The 18,892-nt window shown below is 64.7% G+C and carries 14 protein-coding genes; 10 read left to right on the forward strand and 4 right to left on the reverse strand.

Translation table 11 applies throughout. From position 1 onward, the window contains the following. Positions 1-84: 84 nt before the first annotated feature. The 5 genes from AC1D75_RS05325 to AC1D75_RS05345 all read left to right on the forward strand — a co-directional run bounded on the left by AC1D75_RS05325 (position 85) and on the right by AC1D75_RS05345 (position 6,200). Positions 85-1,347 carry an AI-2E family transporter gene (locus tag AC1D75_RS05325; RefSeq protein ID WP_495514248.1) on the forward strand — a complete coding sequence of 421 codons (1,263 nt, stop codon included), beginning with the start codon at positions 85-87 and terminating at the stop codon, positions 1,345-1,347. Positions 1,348-1,355: 8 nt separating this feature from the next. Further along, entirely contained in the window at positions 1,356-2,579 is a 1,224-nt protein-coding gene (gene macS / locus AC1D75_RS05330; RefSeq protein ID WP_495514249.1) for a MacS family sensor histidine kinase, read from the forward strand. Further along, positions 2,579-3,253 carry a response regulator gene (locus AC1D75_RS05335; protein ID WP_495514250.1) on the forward strand — a complete coding sequence of 225 codons (675 nt, stop codon included), beginning with the start codon at positions 2,579-2,581 and terminating at the stop codon, positions 3,251-3,253. The genes macS and AC1D75_RS05335 overlap by 1 nt, the downstream gene beginning before the upstream one ends. Positions 3,254-3,572: 319 nt before the next feature. Continuing rightward, a complete protein-coding gene (locus AC1D75_RS05340; protein ID WP_495514251.1) occupies positions 3,573-5,402 on the forward strand; it encodes a DUF2339 domain-containing protein in 1,830 nt (609 codons plus the stop codon). 141 nt (positions 5,403-5,543) lie between these two features. After that, positions 5,544-6,200 (forward strand): TMEM175 family protein, encoded by a 657-nt coding sequence (locus tag AC1D75_RS05345; protein ID WP_495514252.1) that lies wholly within the window; start codon positions 5,544-5,546, stop codon positions 6,198-6,200. Here AC1D75_RS05345 and AC1D75_RS05350 read toward each other — a convergent pair. Next, positions 6,188-6,835, reverse strand: coding sequence for a TetR/AcrR family transcriptional regulator (locus AC1D75_RS05350; RefSeq protein ID WP_495514253.1), 648 nt, complete (start codon positions 6,833-6,835; stop codon positions 6,188-6,190). The genes AC1D75_RS05345 and AC1D75_RS05350 overlap by 13 nt on opposite strands. 65 nt (positions 6,836-6,900) lie before the next feature. On the opposite strand from AC1D75_RS05350, the gene AC1D75_RS05355 reads away from it, so the two are divergent. Next, a complete protein-coding gene (locus AC1D75_RS05355; protein ID WP_495514254.1) occupies positions 6,901-8,280 on the forward strand; it encodes a DHA2 family efflux MFS transporter permease subunit in 1,380 nt (459 codons plus the stop codon). Positions 8,281-8,370: 90 nt separating this feature from the next. Here the strand turns inward: AC1D75_RS05355 and AC1D75_RS05360 are convergent, their stop codons facing one another. The 3 genes from AC1D75_RS05360 to trmB all read right to left on the reverse strand — a co-directional run bounded on the left by AC1D75_RS05360 (position 8,371) and on the right by trmB (position 13,402). Then, complete coding sequence (locus AC1D75_RS05360; RefSeq protein WP_495514255.1) at positions 8,371-11,718, reverse strand: MMPL family transporter; 3,348 nt, start codon at positions 11,716-11,718, stop codon at positions 8,371-8,373. 110 nt (positions 11,719-11,828) lie between these two features. After that, positions 11,829-12,572 (reverse strand): NYN domain-containing protein, encoded by a 744-nt coding sequence (locus AC1D75_RS05365; RefSeq protein WP_495514256.1) that lies wholly within the window; start codon positions 12,570-12,572, stop codon positions 11,829-11,831. Continuing rightward, a complete protein-coding gene (gene trmB / locus AC1D75_RS05370) occupies positions 12,569-13,402 on the reverse strand; it encodes a tRNA (guanosine(46)-N7)-methyltransferase TrmB (RefSeq protein WP_495515987.1) in 834 nt (277 codons plus the stop codon). The genes AC1D75_RS05365 and trmB overlap by 4 nt, the downstream gene beginning before the upstream one ends. A gap of 126 nt (positions 13,403-13,528) precedes the next feature. Here trmB and AC1D75_RS05375 point away from each other — a divergent pair, with 126 nt between their 5' ends. From AC1D75_RS05375 to AC1D75_RS05390, 4 genes are all read left to right on the forward strand, one after another. After that, positions 13,529-14,389, forward strand: a complete 861-nt coding sequence (locus AC1D75_RS05375; RefSeq protein WP_495514257.1) for a hypothetical protein — start codon at positions 13,529-13,531, stop codon at positions 14,387-14,389. Beyond that, positions 14,380-15,789: a hypothetical protein gene (locus AC1D75_RS05380; protein ID WP_495514258.1), complete on the forward strand. Its 1,410-nt coding sequence runs from the start codon at positions 14,380-14,382 to the stop codon at positions 15,787-15,789. Before AC1D75_RS05375 ends, AC1D75_RS05380 begins: the two co-directional genes overlap by 10 nt. A gap of 95 nt (positions 15,790-15,884) precedes the next feature. Continuing rightward, a complete protein-coding gene (locus AC1D75_RS05385; RefSeq protein WP_495514259.1) occupies positions 15,885-16,247 on the forward strand; it encodes a DUF6802 family protein in 363 nt (120 codons plus the stop codon). 513 nt (positions 16,248-16,760) lie between these two features. Continuing rightward, positions 16,761-18,590, forward strand: coding sequence for a phosphoenolpyruvate carboxykinase (GTP) (locus tag AC1D75_RS05390; RefSeq protein ID WP_495514260.1), 1,830 nt, complete (start codon positions 16,761-16,763; stop codon positions 18,588-18,590). Positions 18,591-18,892: the final 302 nt, after the last annotated feature.

Below are 18,892 nucleotides of genomic sequence, written 5' to 3' on the forward strand. Positions count from 1 at the left end.
AGGAGGCATGAAGTTCTCAACTGACACTCAGGCGGACGGTGTTGTCGAGCGCGCACCGGGCACGTTCAGTCTAATGTTGCGCTGGTGAGCGAGGCGAAAAACTTGAGTAGTAGTGACGTAGTCGATAGTCACCCGGCCGACCGCCTCAATGTGCACCCCGTTGTCCGCGCAGCGGCCGAATGGGCCTGGCGGCTGTTGGCAATTGCGGCCGGGCTGTTCGTGCTGTCGATGGTCGTCTCGGAATACGAAGAGGTGTTCGTTCCGATCGGCCTTGCCGTGTTGGGTACTGCGTTCCTTGTCCCGGTGGTCGATTGGCTGAACCGTCGCGGCATCCCACGCGCGCTCGCGGTTCTCGGGACGTTGCTCGTGGCCATCGGATTGCTCGTCGGGATCATGGCCTTTGTCGTCGAGCAGTTCATCGACGGGCTTCCGGAACTGACCGAGCAGATCACCAAAACCATCAACGAGAGCCGCGGTTGGCTGGTCGACGGACCACTCAATCTCGCTGAAGATCAGATCGCGCATCTCGGCGACGATGCGATCAAGGTTGTCAAAGACAACCAGGACAAGGTGACCTCGGGCGCGTTGTCGACCGCCACCACGGTAGGTGAGATCGTCACCGGCGCATTCCTGATGCTCTTCTTGATGATCTTCTTCCTCTACGGCGGTGGTCAGATCTGGCGTTTTCTGACTTTGGCAGTACCGGTGAAGTCTCGCGAAAAGGTCTGGGAGGCCGGGCAAAACGGGTTTGGTTCACTGGTCGGATATGTGCGCGCAACCGTGGTTGTCGCGGCAACGGACGCGATCGCGATCGGCGCTGGACTCGCAATCCTGCAGGTTCCGTTGGCATTACCGCTGGCCTCACTTGTGTTCATCGGCGCATTCATCCCGATCGTGGGTGCGCTGGCGACCGGCGGCCTCGCGGTGCTGGTCACCCTGGTCACGCAGGGTTGGGTTGCCGCCTTGATCGCACTCGCTGTGGTGGTTGGCGTGATGCAACTGGAAGGTCATGTGCTGCAGCCGTTCTTGCTCGGACGGTCCGTGCGGCTGCACCCGGTGGCAGTGGTGCTCGGTATCGCCGCGGGACTGATCACGGCGGGCATCGTCGGTGGTCTGCTGGCCGTTCCGGTCATCGCATTCGTGAACACCGCGGTTCGCACGTTGGTGGCGAAATCGCATCTGGTCGAATCCGATCCAGATCTTGCAGAGTTCGCCACCGTCACCGGCGGCGGACACGATCGGATGTACGAGGCTGCTCCGGACAAGCCGAAGTGGGACGAACTCGATGCCGGCGCCTCTGATCCGATACCGGACAACAACCAGGACCATACCGGCGATCCCAGCTGAGGGTGACCGTGACCCGATCATCGAGTGCGCCCCTGAGGTCATCCGGCACCGACGACGATCCGGTGGCGCCGCTGTGGCGTGGTGCGCAGGTCTTTCGTCTCCTGAGTTACCTCTACGCCTTGGGCTTTCAGCTCGCTGTCCGCGATGATTACGAACGTGTGGGTTGGAGCTGGTTCTGTTTCGCCCTGCTGACGCTGTGGACGGGTGCCAGCACCATTCTCTATTTGAAAGGTCCTGGGCGCCGCTGGTTCTGGGTCATCACCGACCTGGTGGTGGCCTGCGGGCTGATCGCCATGACCCGATGGCTGGCATCGGCGCAGTGGGCCGCGGACAACCAGTCCTTTCCGACGACGTTGTGGGCGACGAATGCTGTTGTCTCCGCGGCGATCCTGGGTGGTCCGGTGGTGGGCGCGGTCTTCGGGCTGGCGGTCCGGGTGGCCAGTGCGGTGGCCAAGGGTGGTTACGATCTGAACGTCGGCCGCGACGCGACCGTGGTTGTGCTGTTGGCGGTGGGTGTGGGGGTTGGGCTGGCCGCCAACTCGGCCCGTCGTAATCATGTGCGGATCACCGGCGCCCTGCGTCTGGCTGCGGCGGCCTCGGAACGGGATCGCCTCAGCAGGCAGGTGCACGACGGGGTACTGCAGGTCTTGGCCTTGATCAGCAGGCGGGGAGCCGAGATCGGCGGAGAGACAGCCCGGCTCGCGCAGATGGCAGGCGAACAGGAGCGCTCGCTGCGCCGACTGATCGCCGACATCGAACCGCCCCTGCCCGACCAGCAGACGGCCGAAGTGGATCTGCGCATGCTGCTACGCCCCCACGCCGATGACCTGGTGACGGTCAGCGAACCGGGGGAGGCGGTGCTGCTGGACCACTTTCGGGCGATGGAAATCGAAGCCGCGGTCGTCAACGCGCTCGACAACGTACGGTTACACGCCGGGCCGAAGGCGCGTACGTACGTCCTCGTCGAAGATCTCGGTGACGAGGTCGTGGTGAGCATCCGTGACGACGGCCCCGGCATCGAGGACGGTCGGCTGCGTGAGGCCGTCGCGCAGGGCCGAATGGGTGTGTCGCGGTCGATCGTGGAACGGATCGAGGCACTCGGCGGTACCGCAAAACTCGACACCGGTCCCGGTGAGGGAACCGAATGGGAACTCACGGTGTCAAAGCAGACGGGTTCCGGGAAGCCGGATTTCGACAAGAGCGCGGGCAACAAGAATGAGGGGCGGATCTGATGGCCGATGTGGGAGATCCGGGAGTTCTGCGGGTGATGGTGGTCGACGACCATCCGATGTGGCGCGACGGTGTTGCACGCGACCTGGCCGATGCCGGGTTCGACGTCGTGGCTGTCGCCGACAGCGTGGCCGCTGCGATCGCACGCGGGCGGGCGGTTAGACCGGACGTGGTGCTGATGGACATGCAGCTGCCCGACGGTAACGGGGCGCAGGCCACCGCAGAAATCCTCGAGACCTCGCCCCACACCCGGGTGTTGGTGCTCTCGGCGTCGGACGAGCGCGACGACGTACTCGAGGCGGTCAAGGCGGGCGCCAGCGGTTACCTGGTCAAGAGCGCGTCGAAGGAAGAACTTTTGGAGGCAGTGAGGTCGACGGCAGCGGGGCAGGCGGTGTTCACCCCGGGTCTGGCCGGCCTGGTGCTCGGCGAGTATCGGCGCATTGCCCGCGACCCCGATCGGGCCATCGACGCGCCTGCTCTCACCGACCGCGAAACCGAGGTGTTGCGGTATGTCGCAAAAGGGCTCAGCGCCAAGCAGATAGCCTCGAAACTCACGCTGAGTCACCGCACCGTGGAGAACCATGTCCAGGCGACACTGCGCAAGCTGCAGCTGGGCAATCGGGTCGAGTTGACCCGCTACGCCATCGAACACGGTCTCGACACCGAACCGGGGTGAGTCCCCTCGCGGTAAGTCCCCCCGCGGTAAGTCCCTAGGTGAAGTGAGTAGTGCTACTCATCCGCGAGGACGCCCGTCCCGCGACGATCGATACATGACCCAACCGAACGAAGCTGTCATCAGCCGGCTGTCCACTGAGTTCCACTCATTGTCGAATCAGTTTGCTCGTGTGTCGGGCGATCTGAATGAACTGCACACTGTGCTCACGCAGCTCAAAGAGCACCCAGTGCCGCCACCGCACACCACCCCTCAGCCGACTCCGCAGCCACCTCGGCCACAGCTGCAGCCGGTCCCGCCGTTTGCGGCACAGTTTCCGCCGATGCCTGCGCCGACTGTGCCGCCACAGGCCCGGCAACCGCATCCGATGGGGCCCGCGGCGCATGGATATGGCGCACCTCAGGCCCCGAAGCCCCAGCAGGCCCCGAAACCTCAGCAGGCCCCGACACCCCAGCACGCACCGTACGGTCCCTACCCATCCCAGTACGGTGCCGCTGCGCCTCGTCGGGCCGGACCTCCTCCACCGTCCAAACCGACACTGTGGCAGCGGATGACCGCCGAATCCGGGGGCGGTCTGATCGGCAAGATCCTCGCTGTCGCAGGTGTCACGGTGACACTGATCGGCGTTGTGATGATGCTGGTACTGGCCGCGCAGGCCGGCATCCTGCGGCCGGAGATCAGGGTCGCAGCCGGTGGCGCGCTGGCGATCGCGCTCATTGTGATCGCGATTCGGATGGCCGAGCGTCCTGGTGGTCGGGTCGGTGCAATCGCCCTGTCCGCCACGGGTATTGCGGCCGCCTACCTCGATGTTGTTGCGGTCACCCGGATCTACGATTGGCTACCCGACTACGGCGGCCTCGTGCTTGCCGGCCTGGTCACGTTCGCCGGTCTGTTGTTGGCCCGTCGTTGGGATTCCGAGCATCTGGGGCTGCTGGTACTCGTGCCGGTCTTTGTCCTCGCTCCGGTGCTCACCGCCGGACCGTCGCTGCTGCTGGTCGGATTCATGCTGGCCATGGCAATCGGATCGTTCCCGATCCAGCTCGGAAGAGACTGGATCTGGTTGCACGGGGTGCGGGTCACCGCAAGCACGTTCGTGTTGCTCGCCTGGGTTGCGGCGAGCGTCGTCGGTGACGACACGCACTTGGTGCTCGGGGCCGTCGCAATGGCTGTCAACGCCGCGTTCGGTGTCATCACGTCGGTGGTCCTGGTGCGCGGCACCAGACTTCCGTCGCTGACGGCGCTGCTCGGCTGTGCAACGGTTCTTCCGGTCCTGTTGTCGCCCATGGTGTTCGACCGTCCGGTCGCCGCGGGCCTGATCTGGGGTGTGGCGGCACTGTTGCTCGCGGTGGCGCTGATTGATCGTGGGCAGCAGAACACCATCCGGTACATCTACGTGACGAGTGCTGCACTGGTAGCGGTCATCGGAGTGGTGGTGGCCTTCGAAGGGCCGGTGATCGCGCCGGTGTTGCTCGCGATGTCGATCGTGATCGCCATGGCCGCTCGACGCGATCTGGTCGGTCGGGTGATCGCCACGACGATCGGGGTTCTCGGAGGTGTCAACTATCTGGCCATCTCGCCGCCGGAGCAACTGTTCGAACCTTCTGAATTGGCTGTGTCCGACGCCCTTTCGGTGATCGTGGCCAGCGTCTTGGTGGTCGCGGCCATCGGAACCCTGATGTTGTCGTGGTACCAGGCGTCCGAACGCCATTCGCCGGAGAATGTTCAGATCTTCGGGATCCTCGGCGCGCTGGCCTCGCTGTACGCCGTGACCGCATTGACGGTGAGCGCCGGCGTCGCTCTCGGTGGACCCGCCGGGGGATTCCTCGGCGGCCACGTCGCCGCAACCATCTGCTGGATGATGGTCGCGGCCGGACTTCTGGTCACGTCGATCTCGATTGCGAAGGGCCGCAGGATGTTCGGTGGTATCAGTCGAAACATTGTTGTCGGGGCCGGGTTGCTGTTGACCGCGGCAGCAGTGACAAAGTTGTTCATCTTCGATCTGGCCACGCTGAACGGGATCTTCCGGGTCACCGTGTTCATCGTGGTAGGCCTGATCCTGCTGGCGCTGGGTTCCGGATACGCCCGAGCTCTGGGGCAGGTTGCGACCTCTGCGGGCGATCAGCCCCGCAACCCTGTGGGTGCGCAACACTGATCCTGCGGAATCCGTGAATCCACCCGTTCCAGCCCGAACCACACGTTGCATCATGTGGATGTGGATGTGGTTGGAGCGGGTGGGGTTTTGTGGTCAGAAGGCCCCCTGCGAACGCCCGGAGAAGCGACTAGCTTCGAGAAGGTGACTGCCGACCCAGTAGGGACCGACAAGGGGCTTGACCGCCTCGTGTTCTTCACCGATGCCGTCCTGGCCATCGCGATCACCCTCGTGGTGCTGCCTCTCGTCGACGAAGTGCGCGACCTCGACGGGGCGTCGGTCGCAGACTTTCTCGCCGACAACCATTCCCGGCTCATCGCCGCCGCCGTGAGCTTCGCGGTGATCGGTGCCTTTTGGCGGGATCACCACCGTTTGTTCGAACGCGCGACCGGATACACGCCGTTGCTCCTGCGGGTGAACCTGATGTGGCTGGCGGGTGTGGTGAACATACCGCTGGCCACCGTTCTCTATGTGTCCGCATCCTCGGGTGATCGGGGGGCGATTGCCTACTACCTCGGCACGGTTGCGTTCACGATGATCATGACGCGCGTCGAAGAGATGATTCTGGCGCGTGCCGGATTGCTGACAGGCCCAGGTGTCACCGCAAGTCAGGTCTTGTCGAAAGTGCTGCCCGTCATCGTCATTCTCCTGGCGATGGGAGTCGCGATCGCGATCCCGCGCCTCGGGCTGTGGCCGGTCCTGAGCCTGATCGCCGCCGGGCCGATCACCAGGCTCTCCGACAAACTGCTCGGCACGAGGGATCGCTCTGCCCCGGTGGAGGATACCGGTCAGCGCGCGTAGGCCCGCAAGAATGCATCGAGGCCGGAAGTCACTGCCCGCGTGAAGTCGTCGTCGTTGATCGGGGCTGTCCCCAGTCGGCTCATCTCGGGTAGTTCGGCGCTGATGAGGGCAAGGAATTGCCGGGCGGCAAGGTCAGGGTCGGGGACCGACAGGTGGCCGGCCTCGCCGAGCCGGGCGAGCTTGTCCGCCAGTAAGGCGAGCACCGGCGCGGCGGCATTGTCGAGAACGTATTGATAAACCGACGGGTCTCGGCCGACCGCCGCGTGCAGCTGTCGGTTGAGTGAGATGGAACAGCGGCTGCGCTGGCATTCGGCCAATTGGAGGGCGGCCCTTGTCAGGACCTGCCGCCACTGCCTGCAGTCGGGATCGATCTCGTGGACGGCTTCGGTGGCCCGGACGTTCAGTACCTGGGCGGTGAAGGCGATGTGATCACGAAACAGCTGTTCTTTGCTGCCGAAATGGTTGTAGATCGTCGGCTTCGATACCCCTGATTTGGCCGCAACCGCGTCGATGCTGGTGCGCTCGTATCCCTCGATGTCGAAGATCTCACCCGCAGCCCGCAGGATGGCCTCACGTTTGTCTGGGCGCAGCCGCCGGGCCCCGGACTGCTCGCCGGTGACCTGCGTGGATGTCATGGTTCCAGATTCTACCTGCACCGAACTCTTGACTACACTAAACGGTGTAGTTTAGTTTGGCAGGCATGACCGTCAACGTGGAGAAGCCTGAGGTCGGGACGCCTGAAAAGGCTCCGATGCTGATCATCGGTTTGTTGGCGCTCGCCGCCTTCATGGCCGTACTCGACGGTTCCGCCGTCACCACCCTTCTCGACCAGTTCGGCGAGTCTTTTGATGCACCGATGACGTCGGTGGTGTGGGTCGTCTCGGGCTACCTGCTGGCGGCCGCGCTGGTGCTGCCCATCTCGGGCTGGCTGCTGGAAAGAATCGGCGGGCGAAAGCTGATCGTCGGTGCGCTGATGCTCTTTGTTGCCGGTTCGGTGTTGACCACAGCGGCCTGGTCGATCGAGAGCCTGATCGCGTTCCGGGTGATCCAGGGTTTCGGTGGTGGGCTCCTCGAACCCACGTCGCTGAGCCTGGCGGCGGCGGTTGCCGGCAAGGAACGCATGGGCAAGGTGATGGGCTTGCTCTCGCTGGTGATCAATTTTGCGCCCATCGCGGGCCCGCTGCTCGGTGGCTTCCTGAGTGATCCGGAGACCTGGCACTGGATCTTCTGGATCAACGTACCGATCGGTGCCGTGATCCTGGTGGGTGCGGTCACGCTGCTTCCGAAACGGGTTCCCGGGGACGTGGGCGCCGCCGGCCGACCCGATATCCGTGGCCTGTTGCTGTTGTCTCCGGGCTTTGCCGCCCTGCTCCTGGCGGTAGAGCAGTCGGGGAGCGGATCGCCCTGGCGGATAATGGTTCCCGCGCTTGTGGGGGTCGTCCTGCTGGCGGGTTACGTGTGGCACGCGCTTCGTACACCCAAGCCGGTGATCGACCTCCGGATGCTCACCCGATCGCGCGGCTACGCGGCGAGTCTCGGCGTGATGGCCATGGTGGGCTTCATCATGTATTCGCAATTGGTGATGTTGCCAGAGTTGGCCCGCAGCGAGTTCGGGCGAGACGGGGCGATGGCTGGAATCATCGTCGCGTCCCTTGGCATCGGACTGTTGTTCGGCATGAGTGTCTCCGGCGCACTGAGCGATCGGATCGGCCCGCGCCCGCTGGTGTTCGCCGGTGGTGTGCTCACGGCGGCGCTGATGCTGTTGGTGGCGTTGACCATCGACGGGATCGCGCTGCCGGTGTTGCTGGTTCTGTACGTGCTGATCGGCGTCACCTTCGGGTCGGTTGCCTCACCGACCTTCTCCAACGTCTACCGGGTGGTTCCGGAAAGCGCGGTGCCGCAGGCCACCACGTCGCTGTTCATCACGGTCCAACTGACTGCGGCCACCGGTGCGACCCTGATGGGGTTGTTGCTGTCGGAGTCGTCGACCAACTGGGCCTTGAACTTCGGTGTCCTCGCCGCTGTTGCGGGCACTGCCGGGTTGATTGGGTTACTGCTGCCGAAACGACTGTCGCACTAGGGAATCTCGCCGTAGGAATGGCGGAGAACATCGCAAAAACCAGAACAGGCCGACCGTTCGATGAACGGCCGGCCTGTCGTTGGGTTTCGGTCAGTTGTCGGAGTCGTTGCCGCGACGGAGAAGATCGCGGACGCTGATCTGTCCGTCACCCCGACCGCGGGCGCGCCGCCGTCCACTCGATGAAGAGTCCTGCGACTCAGCGTCTTCCGGCTGCGGCTGCGGCTGTTGCGGTGCCGGAGTTGGCGGCTGTCCGTTCCGCCTCGGCGGTACCGGCTGCTCAGGGTTCCGTGGCCGAGCCGACTGCTCCGGGTTCCTCGGCGGTACCGACTGCTCCGGATTGAGCGACGCGATCAGTGGTGCTCCGCTCTGCGATCCCAGCTCCGGCCGACGCCGCAACGGGCTGCTCTGCTCGCCGTCGTACGGGCTCGTCGTGGTGGGTCCACGACCTGAAGGATCCTGCCTGCCTGCCGGAACCGGGCGCGGACCCGGACTCGGGTTGCGCGGCTCGACGGGCCGACTGTTCGGCCCGGTCGTGCCACCGGGCTGGATCGGCTGCGGACGGGGTGGACGACCCGGCTGACGGCTCGGTTCGGACCCCCCGACAGCAGTGCCGTTTGTGGGCACGGACGGGCCGGCTCCGGAACCGTTGGTGGCCGGGCCATCGGTGCCGCCCAAACGAATACCGCCTGCACCCAGACTCCAGCCGCCGGTGTCGGGCCCGTTCCTGCGGGCATCACCCCGACTGGGTGTCCGGGGGACCACCGGATCGGAATTGGGTGCCGGACGACTCGGTGAACGCCGGATCGGTCCGCTGACCGGAGGCTCCGACGGCCGCTCGGGGCGGTGTACCGGACCGGAGTCGGTCCGCGGTGCGGGCATCCGGCCGGTGGGTATCGACGCCGGATTCGGGCCACTCCGAATGGGTGTCACGGTGCTGAACCCAGGTGCCTGCGGCTGTCGGGGACCCGACGGCCGATCCGGATCGGATTGGCTGCCACCACGTCCCGCACCGGTCGGTGGGACCGGTGGACGCGGGCTCTGCGGTGGCCGATTGATGGGGCCGGACGCCCGGGTGGGGCCGACAGCGGCACCAACCGCGACCGGTTGTTTGCGGTCGGTGGTCGACTGCGAACGGAAGGCCGACGTCGGTGCTTCGGCGACAACGGTTCCCGCACTGCGGTCGCCGCGGGCGACTTGAGCCGACCGTCCGGCACCGATGTCGTCGTCGAGGATCGTCTCTCCGAGCCCGATCTTCTCCTGCACCTTCTTCATCCACTGTGGAGCCCACCAGCAGTCGTCGCCCAGCAGCTTCATGATCGCCGGGACGAGCAGCATGCGAATGATGGTGGCATCCAGGATCAGCGCGGCGATCATGCCGAATGCGATGTACTTCATCATCACGATCTCCGACAAACCGAACGCTCCGGTCACCACCACCAGGATCGCGGCGGCAGCGGTGATGATGCGCCCGGTGTGCGCTGTGCCCCGTCTGATCGCCTCGGTGGTGCTGGCGCCCTTCTGTCTCTCCTCGACCATGCGGGAGAGCAGGAACACCTCGTAGTCGGTGGACAGGCCGTAGATGATCGCGATGATCAACACCAGGACGGCCGACATCAGCGGCCCAGGAGTGAAGTTCGCGAGCGATGAACCGTGCCCGTCGATGAAGATCCACGTCAGGATGCCCAGCGTGGCACCGAGTCCCAATGCCGAGACCAGCGCTGCCTTGATCGGCAAGACCACAGAGCCGAACGCCAGGAACATCAGCAGGCTGGTCACAAGGATCAGCATCACCACCATCAACGGCAGATCGGAGAGCAACGCGTTGATCGAATCCTGGGTCAGCGCCGGGGTTCCGGCGACGTACATCTGCAGCCCCTGGGTGTCGATCGCCCGGAGTTCTTCGACGGCCTCACCGGCGGTGTTCATGTCGATCAGGCCTGCCGACATCTCGACGAGATTGCCTTCGGCGAGTGCCCCGTCGAGGGTGAACTCCTTGGTGAATCCCGGTATCTCGTTGGCCTGGTCGGCGATTGACTGGAGTTTGGCCGCGTCGTCGTTGCTCTCGGGGTCGTAGAGGACGACGAGCTTGATCTCTTCGGTGCGTTCGGTGGGGAAGAACTCGTCGAAGTGCTGCTGCGCGATGCGGTTGTCGTTGTTCGGCGGCAGGTACTTCTCTGTGATGCCGCCGAACTGGATGCCTGCGAACGGGATGATCAGGGCCAGGAGCAGTAAGACCACCGGGATCGCGGTCTTGAGCGGATGCCGCATGACCCAACTGGCGAGCTTGCCCCAGAAACCGTCCTCGACCTCTTTTTTGGTCTTGGTCCGGCGCAGGAAGGAGAAGCCCCACATGTCGATCCGCGGACCGAGGATCGACAGGATCGCGGGCAGGACCGTGAGGGAACAGACCGCGGCGAGGGTGACCGACGCGATGGCACCGTAGGCCACCGACTTCAGGAAGCCCTGCGGGAATATCAGCAGACAGGCCAGCGCGGCCACGATGATCGTCGCCGAGAAGACGACCGTCTGTCCGGCGGTCATCACGGTTCTCCGGATCGCGCTCGGGGTGTCATAGCCCTCCGCGAGTTCCTCCCGGAACCGGCTGACTATGAACAATCCGTAGTCGATGGCGATGCCGAGCCCGATCAGCGTCACCACCGATTGGGCGAAGACGTTCAGTTCGGTGACCTGGGCCAGGATTTTCATGATGCCGAGTGAGCCGGCGATCGTCAGACCGCCGACCACCACCGGTAGACAGGCGGCGATGACACCGCCGAAGATGAAGAACAGCATGACCGCAACCAGCGGCAGCGCGATGATCTCCGCCCGTTTGATGTCCTCGTCCATGCCTGCCGACATCGCGCCGGAAACCGGTTGCAACCCGGCCAGCTCGAAGGTGGTGCCCGGTAGGTCGTACTTTTCCGCAAGATCGTCGAAGAACGGCGCGACGGTCTTGTAGTTGTTCAGGATCGTGGTGTCATCGTCACCGCGGATGCCGATGCTGACGAAGGCGTGCTGCAGAGAATCATCGAACAGACGGTCCCGGATCTGCTGCTGAGCTCCCTTCTGGAACTCGTTGGTCGTCGCGGTGAACGGATCGATGATGCCGGGATCGTTGCGATCAATGATGTCCGGATACTGCGCCACCAGATCTTCGACGATCTGCTCGACCTTGGCCCCTAAGGCGGGATCGTCGACCGTGGTCCCGGCAGGCGGCGTGACCAGAAGGATCACGTCCGACTTGTGGTCGCGGCCGAGGATCTCGTCACGCAGCTGCGAACCCGCGACGGACTCGGAGCCGGGATCAAACCAGCCGGACTGACTCAGATGCTTGTTCAGGTCGAGGCCGTAGAGACCGAGACCGGCCATCAACGCGACCATCACCGCGATGACCGCAAAGCGCATCCGGTACACGAAGTTGCCTATGGCACCAAACACCGCAGCGTCCTTTCTGTACTCAGGCCGTCATTGTGGTCGCGCAGATTCTCATCGGCACATAGTTGGTCACATCGCGGACCGGGCTTGCACACCACTGTGGATAGTTGCTTTCAGTTCTGGCGGCCGGACAGCAACGCTGTGAGCGGCCGGAAGGGAGCCAACCAGGCGCCTTCCTCGGGAAGCGAATCCAGATTGATCCGCGGCAAGGGCTCGCGGAACACACCTGGGATGTCCTCTAGGTCTACAAACTCCAAACTCTCCGACGTCAGTGCCCACGCGGCGTGCTCCCGGAACCCGAGCACCTGAACAGGCACACCATCGGAGGCAACATCGAGCAGCAGCTCCCGAAAGGCCTGTCCATCCGCCGATGCGACGATCAGACCGGCCAGCCCCACAGTGTGCCTACGCAGCTCGATGTGGTCGAGCATGTCCGAGTCCACGTCGCTGTCTTCATCGACCTTGGGCTTGGCAAAAACAGCAAAACCAACATTACGCAACGCTTCGACCCACGGGCGGACCACTTCGGCGGTACCAGGGGCGATATTGGTGAAGACGGTTGCTTCGGGGATCGGGGAGTACCCGGTCTTGGGGCGGTCCTCACCTTCGGCGGCAATCCGTGGCACCGATGCGGAGATCTCCGCGGTTCGATTGAGCAGCCACCGGCCCAACGCGTCGAAGCGGGGGCGGTGAGCTGCGGTGGGACGACCACCGAGGATCGAACCGAGCCCCATGTCGAGGTTCGGCGCATCCCAGATCAGCAGGACCCGCGATTCCTGGCTGGCCCCCGAGATGGTGTGAGCAACCGAATTGTCGGGTCCGCGGGCGGCGTCATCGCCGTACGACGCGGGGCTCATCGGGGCACCCGTGTGAGAACGAACTCAGTGACCGGGCGACCTTCGACTGCGGCTCGTCCCTCGAACTTGGTGACCGGGCGCTGCGTGGAGAACGGCACCTTCTCGTCGGTCGGGACAAGCAGGCTCTGCGCGGCGAGGACCTCGGCGATCGATTCCGCGTAATCGGCGTGGTCGGTGGCGATGTGCAGTGCTCCACCGTCCCTCAGGACGTCGGCGATCAGTTCGATGGTCGACGGTTGGAGTAGTCGTCGCTTGTGATGCCGGGCCTTGGGCCACGGGTCGGGGAAGAACACCCGGACCCCGGTCAGCGATGCCGGTGCGAGCATGTTCTTCAGGACGATGATGGCGTCGCCACGGATGATCCGGATGTTCTCCAGTTCATCCCGGCCGACCGCGCCGACGAGCTGGGCGATGCCCGGTCGGTAGACATCGACCGCGATGACGTCGTTCTCGGGTTCCGCCGCCGCCATCGCCGCTGTCGAGGTGCCGGTTCCGCACCCGATCTCCAGGATGAGGGGTGCGCTGCGGCCGAACCAGGCGACGGGATCGATCTGGTCGGTTTCACTGACGTCACGACCCACGCTTGGCCACAGACGCTCCCAGTTGGCCTGTTGTGCCGGAGTCAGACTGCCGCGCCGCGTCCGGAAGCTGGTCACGCGGGGATAGAGCCGGGCGCGTTCGCGGAGCTGGGCGTCATCGGCAGCCGAGTCGGAGGTCTCGGCGAGCTCCGATCGGGTCAGGGCGGCGACGTCGGATTCGGTATCGACGCCCTGGTCGGTGTCCGCATTCGGGTTCGAGCGTGGGCTGGTCACCGGCCCATAGTCCCGCATTCGGCACGGATGTGACAGCAGGGGTTGACCAACCACCTGCTGATTGTTATCTGCAAGTGACCGGAACCATAGCGTCGCGGGGCGCGTCTGACCTGTTGGCGGCGGGTTTTTCCTCGGGAGGGTGAATTGGATCAATCAGATCTGCGAGTCGGGGATGCGGCGTATGCCGATCTGACGGTTCGGCTGGAGGCGTTGTCTGCGCGGGTATCGGGAGCCGATGACCTGAATCGGGCGGTCTCGGAACTGCGCGGTCCGCTGCGGGTCGCGGTCGCCGGACGCTTCGGTACCGGCCGCGACACGCTCGCCGGGGCGCTGCGTCGCCGCTTCGACGTCAGCCCGATCGGCCCCGGCGATGACGCCGGTGACGCCGACGCCTGGCTCCACGTGATTGCGGGCTGGCCCCGGGCCGATGATGTGGCGGCACTGGCGGGTCACGATCCCCGACGCAGCCTGGTGCTGCTCGGCAAGGCGGACAGTCTGGGGTCGTGGCCTGCTGCGCGTGCCCGGGCCGCCGAGTGCGCACAGGAACTGCGCAGGCCGGTGATACCGGTGATGCCGCTGCTGGCGATCGCCGACCTCGGTGACGAGGAGATCGACCAGTTGGCGGCGATGGCCGCGGCGGGCGAACAGGTGCCGCCGATGCAGGCCACGTTCATCGACGCAGGCGGACCGGGTCAGCGGCTGCAGCGGATGGCGCTGCTGCGTCGTCTCGACGCCTACGGCATCGCCGCCACGATCGCGGTGTTGACCAACGCGCGCTGCTCGGCTGAAGAACTCTCCGAGCTGCTCACACAGCGCAGCGGGCTCGACGCGCTGGTGGGGCCGCTCGGGGCCTTTGCGTCAGCCGCTCCGGCGGTGCGGTTACGCCGGGTGGCCGCAGAGCTGGAAATCCTTGCCGCGCAGGGTGTTCTGCGCGACGAGATCGAGAATCTGTTGTCGGGGTCGGTGCTCGCCGGTGCGGTAGGGGAGGAATTCATATGGACGTGATGCAGATGCGATCTGTGATCGCCGAGGTCGCCGAGCTGACGGGAAGCGGCCTTGCCGGCATCGACGCGACCGATGTGGTGGTCGGGGGCACCGGAAAAGTCGGGGTCACATCGGTGACGAGGGTGCTCGGTGACCACGGTGTATCGGCGCGGGAGTGGTCTGAATCGGGACGACGGGCAGCGGTGGCTTTGCTGATCCTCGATCCGTCGTCCGGGGTATCGGACACAGAGGTCGAGGTGGTGCGCCGGTTGGGTGAGTTCGCGCCGTTGGTGGCCGTGGTCTGCAACAAGATCGACGCCCACTGGGATTGGCCGACCCTGCTGAAGGTCAATCGGGGCATCGTCGACCCCGATGGCCGCATGCCGATCTTCGCCGTGTCGGCGGCCGCGGCGCTGGCGGGGTACCGGGCCGAATCCGGTTTCGACGAATTGATCGAGTGGCTGCACGACCAGATCAACGGCCCGGCCCGTCCGGAACGACTCGAATCCCTCGAAGCCGAACGTCACCTCGACCACCTCATCTCCGAACTCGCGACAGAGCGCGCCGATCCGGCCGCGAATCTGCTGGTGCAGCGCACGAGTGTGATCGCGTCCCGCGATCGTGGCCGGTCCGACAGGTTGGCGGCAGTACGCGGAGGCGCGAATCAGATCCGGGCCGCGGTGCTCACCGAACTCGATGGAGCCGCCCGCGACCTGTCGAGCGATGCGACCGCCCGCGCGGCCGCGCTGGGCCGATCGGAAACCGAAGATTTCGCGCAGTGGCTCTCGGGCCGGCTGACGGCCCTGCGGGATCGGGCACAACAGCGCTTCGACGAGGACCGCAGTGCACTCGAACATCGGGCGTTTCTCGGACTCGAAGAGGTGGGACCGCCGCCGGCCCGACCTCCCCTGTCCCTTCAGTTGCCACCGACTCCTCCGAAGCGCCGCGGTGTGGAAGAGGCGTTGTTGGTGGTCTTCGGTGCCTCGGCCGGACTCGGCCTGGGGCGACTGCTTGTCATGCCGCTCTCTGCCGTCCACACGTTGCAGTGGATTGCGATGCCGCTGACGTTGCTGCTCGGGGCGGCGATCGCGGTCGGATTGGTGCGGTTGCGCCGCCTGTCGGCGCTACGCACGTCCATGGCCGGCTGGGCGGGTGAAGCGATTGCCACCACGCGGGGTCGTATCGAACAGGATGTCTCGCGGCAGGTGCAGGCCGCCGAATCGGTGATAGGCGGCCGGTTGGCGCGTTTCTACGAGCGTCGCGCGCAGACGGTTTCCGACCGGGTGTCCGAACTCGACGCACAGATTCGGGCCGGACGCCGCGCGGCACCCGAAGCGCGCGAGCGTGACCTGCGTCGACTCGCTGCGGCGGTGGATGCTCGCGACCGGCTCGACGAGGTTCTGGTCGCCATCGGTCACTGATTTCACCGCCACGGAACCAGCGACCGGTCAGATACGTCCAAGGGTCCGGACCCCAAGACGATTACACGCAGACCACTACAACGGGGGTGGATGAGATGGACGGCGAGTTCGGATCCGAGTTCTGTGACGATCCGGTGGATCGGGGACCGGCGTTTCACCCGGTCGCCGCGATCACACCCGACCTCGATGTGAGTAGCGACGCCTACGACAACCTGTGGATCGTCGAAAACGACAGGGTGTGGGACCTCGGTCCCGCTGATCTGGACACCGACGCCGACGGTGTGGCCGACTCGCTGACGCGCACCGGACCCGAGGGGATGACGGTGTACACCGACAGCGATCGCGACGGGCAGGTCGATCTGATCACCGAGGTCCACCGCGACGGTGGTTACCGGACGTCGAGACTTGATCCGGCCAGCGGCCAATGGACGGCCACCGACAGCGGTCGGCTCGAATAGGTCATTTGTGCAACAAAGGCATTGTTCGGTGTGCGGAAAAGTTGATATCCGGGTCATAAAAACTAAATAAGTTTAGTTGCATGAAGTAAGTTCCGATTGCTGTTTTTTTCAACTCCTGGCGGCGACTCCCGCATACCGTCGGTGCGACGGTTACCTGACGACTTCCGCTCACGAAAACCAGATGACAGTGGCCGGGGTGATGATGGACAAAACCGGCGCCAGGTGGTCGAGACCACGCCTAACGTGCGAAATTACCGAGCGGCCCGTGAATTCTTGCGGACAGCGGTACGCTCGAATAGCCGATTTCGCGATTATTGTCACAGCTGTAACTTGGACTTCGACTAAGTATTTGATCACTTCGCGTGATGAGATGTGCCGTAACGCACGCACCCGATTGACCAGATCGGGTGCGGTCGAAGTACCCTGACAACGCACCCCACGGAGGGGCTGACCGGCGCAGACGCACACCTTGGCGTTACCGACACCGGCCGGTCACCAGCAGGAGAGATAACAATGACTTCAGCGACAATTCCTGGTTTGGACCCCGACAGCGCTCCCACTTCGCATTCAGAGCTTCTGGCCTGGGTGCGGGAGATCGCCGAACTGACCCAGCCCGACCAGGTTGTCTGGTCTGACGGCTCCGACGCCGAGTGGGATCGCCTCACCGCAGAGCTGGTGGCGGCGGGCACCCTGACCAAGTTGAACGAAGAGCGCAAGCCCAACTCGTTCCTGGCCCACTCGGACCCCGCTGACGTCGCGCGGGTCGAGTCCCGGACGTACATCTGCTCGAAGAACGAGGTCGACGCCGGCCCGACGAACAACTGGGTCGATCCGACCGAGATGCGCGCCACGATGACCGACCTCTACCGCGGCAGCATGCGCGGTCGCACCATGTACGTCATCCCGTTCTGCATGGGCCCGCTCGGCTCGGACGACCCGAAGCTCGGTGTCGAGATCACCGACTCCGCTTACGTGGTGCTCTCGATGCGGATCATGACCCGCGTCGGCCCCGACGTGGTTGCCGCCCTCGGCGAGGACCGGTTCTTCGTCAAGGCGCTGCACTCGCTTGGCGCACCGCTCGAAGCCGGTCAGGACGATGTGCCGTGGCCGTGCAACTCGGAAAAGTACATCACCCACTTCCCCGAGGACCGCGAGATCTGGTCCTTCGGATCGGGTTACGGCGGCAACGCATTGCTGGGCAAGAAGTGCTACTCGCTGCGGATCGCCTCGGCGATGGCGCACGACGAGGGCTGGCTCGCCGAGCACATGCTGATCCTCAAGCTGATCAGCCCGGAGAACAAGGCCTACTACATCGCGGCCGCGTTCCCGAGCGCCTGTGGCAAGACGAACCTCGCGATGATCCAGCCGACGATCCCGGGCTGGCGTGCCGAGACCCTTGGCGACGACATCGCCTGGATGCGTTTCGGCGAGGACGGCCAGCTGTACGCCGTGAACCCAGAGTTCGGTTTCTTCGGTGTTGCACCCGGCACCAACTACAGCTCCAACCCGAACGCCATGAAGACCATCGAAGAAGGCAACACGCTCTACACGAACGTGGCGCTGACCGACGACGGTGACATCTGGTGGGAGGGTCTCGAAGGCGAGCACAAGCACCTCCTCGACTGGCGCGGCAACGACTGGACCCCGGATTCGGACACCCCGGCGGCGCACCCGAACTCGCGGTACTGCACGCCGATGGCGCAGTGCCCGATCATGGCTCCCGAGTGGGACGATCCGCAGGGTGTGCCGATCTCGGCGATTCTGTTCGGTGGTCGTCGCAAGACCACGGTTCCGCTGGTCACCGAGGCCCGTAACTGGCAGCACGGTGTCTTCATGGGCGCCACGGTCGGCTCCGAGCAGACCGCAGCGGCAGAGGGCACCGTCGGTGCCATCCGCCGCGATCCGATGGCCATGCTGCCGTTCCTCGGTTACAACGTGGGCGACTACCTGAATCACTGGATCAACCTCGGCAAGAACGCCGATGAGTCCAAGCTGCCGAAGGTCTTCTACGTCAACTGGTTCCGTCGTGGCGACGACAAGCGCTTCCTGTGGCCAGGATTCGGTGAGAACAGCCGCGTGCTGAAGTGGATCGTCGAACGCATCGAGGGCAAGGCAGGTGGTGTCGAGACCCCGATCGGGATCGTGGCAACCCCCGAGTCGCTCGACCTCGACGGACTCGACGTTTCCGCGGCCGATGTCGCCGAGGCCCTTGCGGTCGACAACGACGAATGGCTCGGCGAGATCCCGTCGATCGAGGAGTGGTTCAAGTTCGTCGGCGAGAAGCTGCCCACCGGTCTCCAAGATGAGTTCGACGCCCTCAAGCAGCGATTGGGCGCCAAGTAGTCCGAGGATTCCTCAGACGCTTTTGTTTTCGCACAAGCACCTACAGGCACAGCCTGTAGGTGCTTGTGCATTATTGGGGTGGATCGTTAATCGGTTGCGTGTGATGATCGGGTCGTCCTTAACTTGTCAGGACGCATCGAGGTCGGACGCGACGGCGGGCCGGGTGAGGATGTGGGGGGAAAGATCAGGGTGGTCCCCGATGATTCGGAGGCGCCGCAGCAGTCACTATTTGTACTGCCCGACCTACCGGCATCATTTCCGCACGTGTCCACCCGTCTCGGCACCTGCGACGCCAGAGCTTG

Source organism: Williamsia sp. Y712 (assembly GCF_059445525.1).

Excerpts from the sequence above, each read along its gene's own strand:
- AC1D75_RS05385 (WP_495514259.1), top strand. The coding sequence starts at position 15,885 with ATGGACGGCGAGTTCGGATCCGAGTTCTGTGACGATCCGGTGGATCGG.
- AC1D75_RS05365 (WP_495514256.1), bottom strand. The coding sequence starts at position 12,572 with ATGAGCCCCGCGTCGTACGGCGATGACGCCGCCCGCGGACCCGACAAT.
- AC1D75_RS05390 (WP_495514260.1), top strand. The coding sequence starts at position 16,761 with ATGACTTCAGCGACAATTCCTGGTTTGGACCCCGACAGCGCTCCCACT.
- AC1D75_RS05335 (WP_495514250.1), top strand. The coding sequence starts at position 2,579 with ATGGCCGATGTGGGAGATCCGGGAGTTCTGCGGGTGATGGTGGTCGAC.
- AC1D75_RS05380 (WP_495514258.1), top strand. The coding sequence starts at position 14,380 with ATGGACGTGATGCAGATGCGATCTGTGATCGCCGAGGTCGCCGAGCTG.
- AC1D75_RS05355 (WP_495514254.1), top strand. The coding sequence starts at position 6,901 with ATGACCGTCAACGTGGAGAAGCCTGAGGTCGGGACGCCTGAAAAGGCT.
- AC1D75_RS05340 (WP_495514251.1), top strand. The coding sequence starts at position 3,573 with ATGCCTGCGCCGACTGTGCCGCCACAGGCCCGGCAACCGCATCCGATG.
- trmB (WP_495515987.1), bottom strand. The coding sequence starts at position 13,402 with ATGCGGGACTATGGGCCGGTGACCAGCCCACGCTCGAACCCGAATGCG.
- AC1D75_RS05350 (WP_495514253.1), bottom strand. The coding sequence starts at position 6,835 with ATGACATCCACGCAGGTCACCGGCGAGCAGTCCGGGGCCCGGCGGCTG.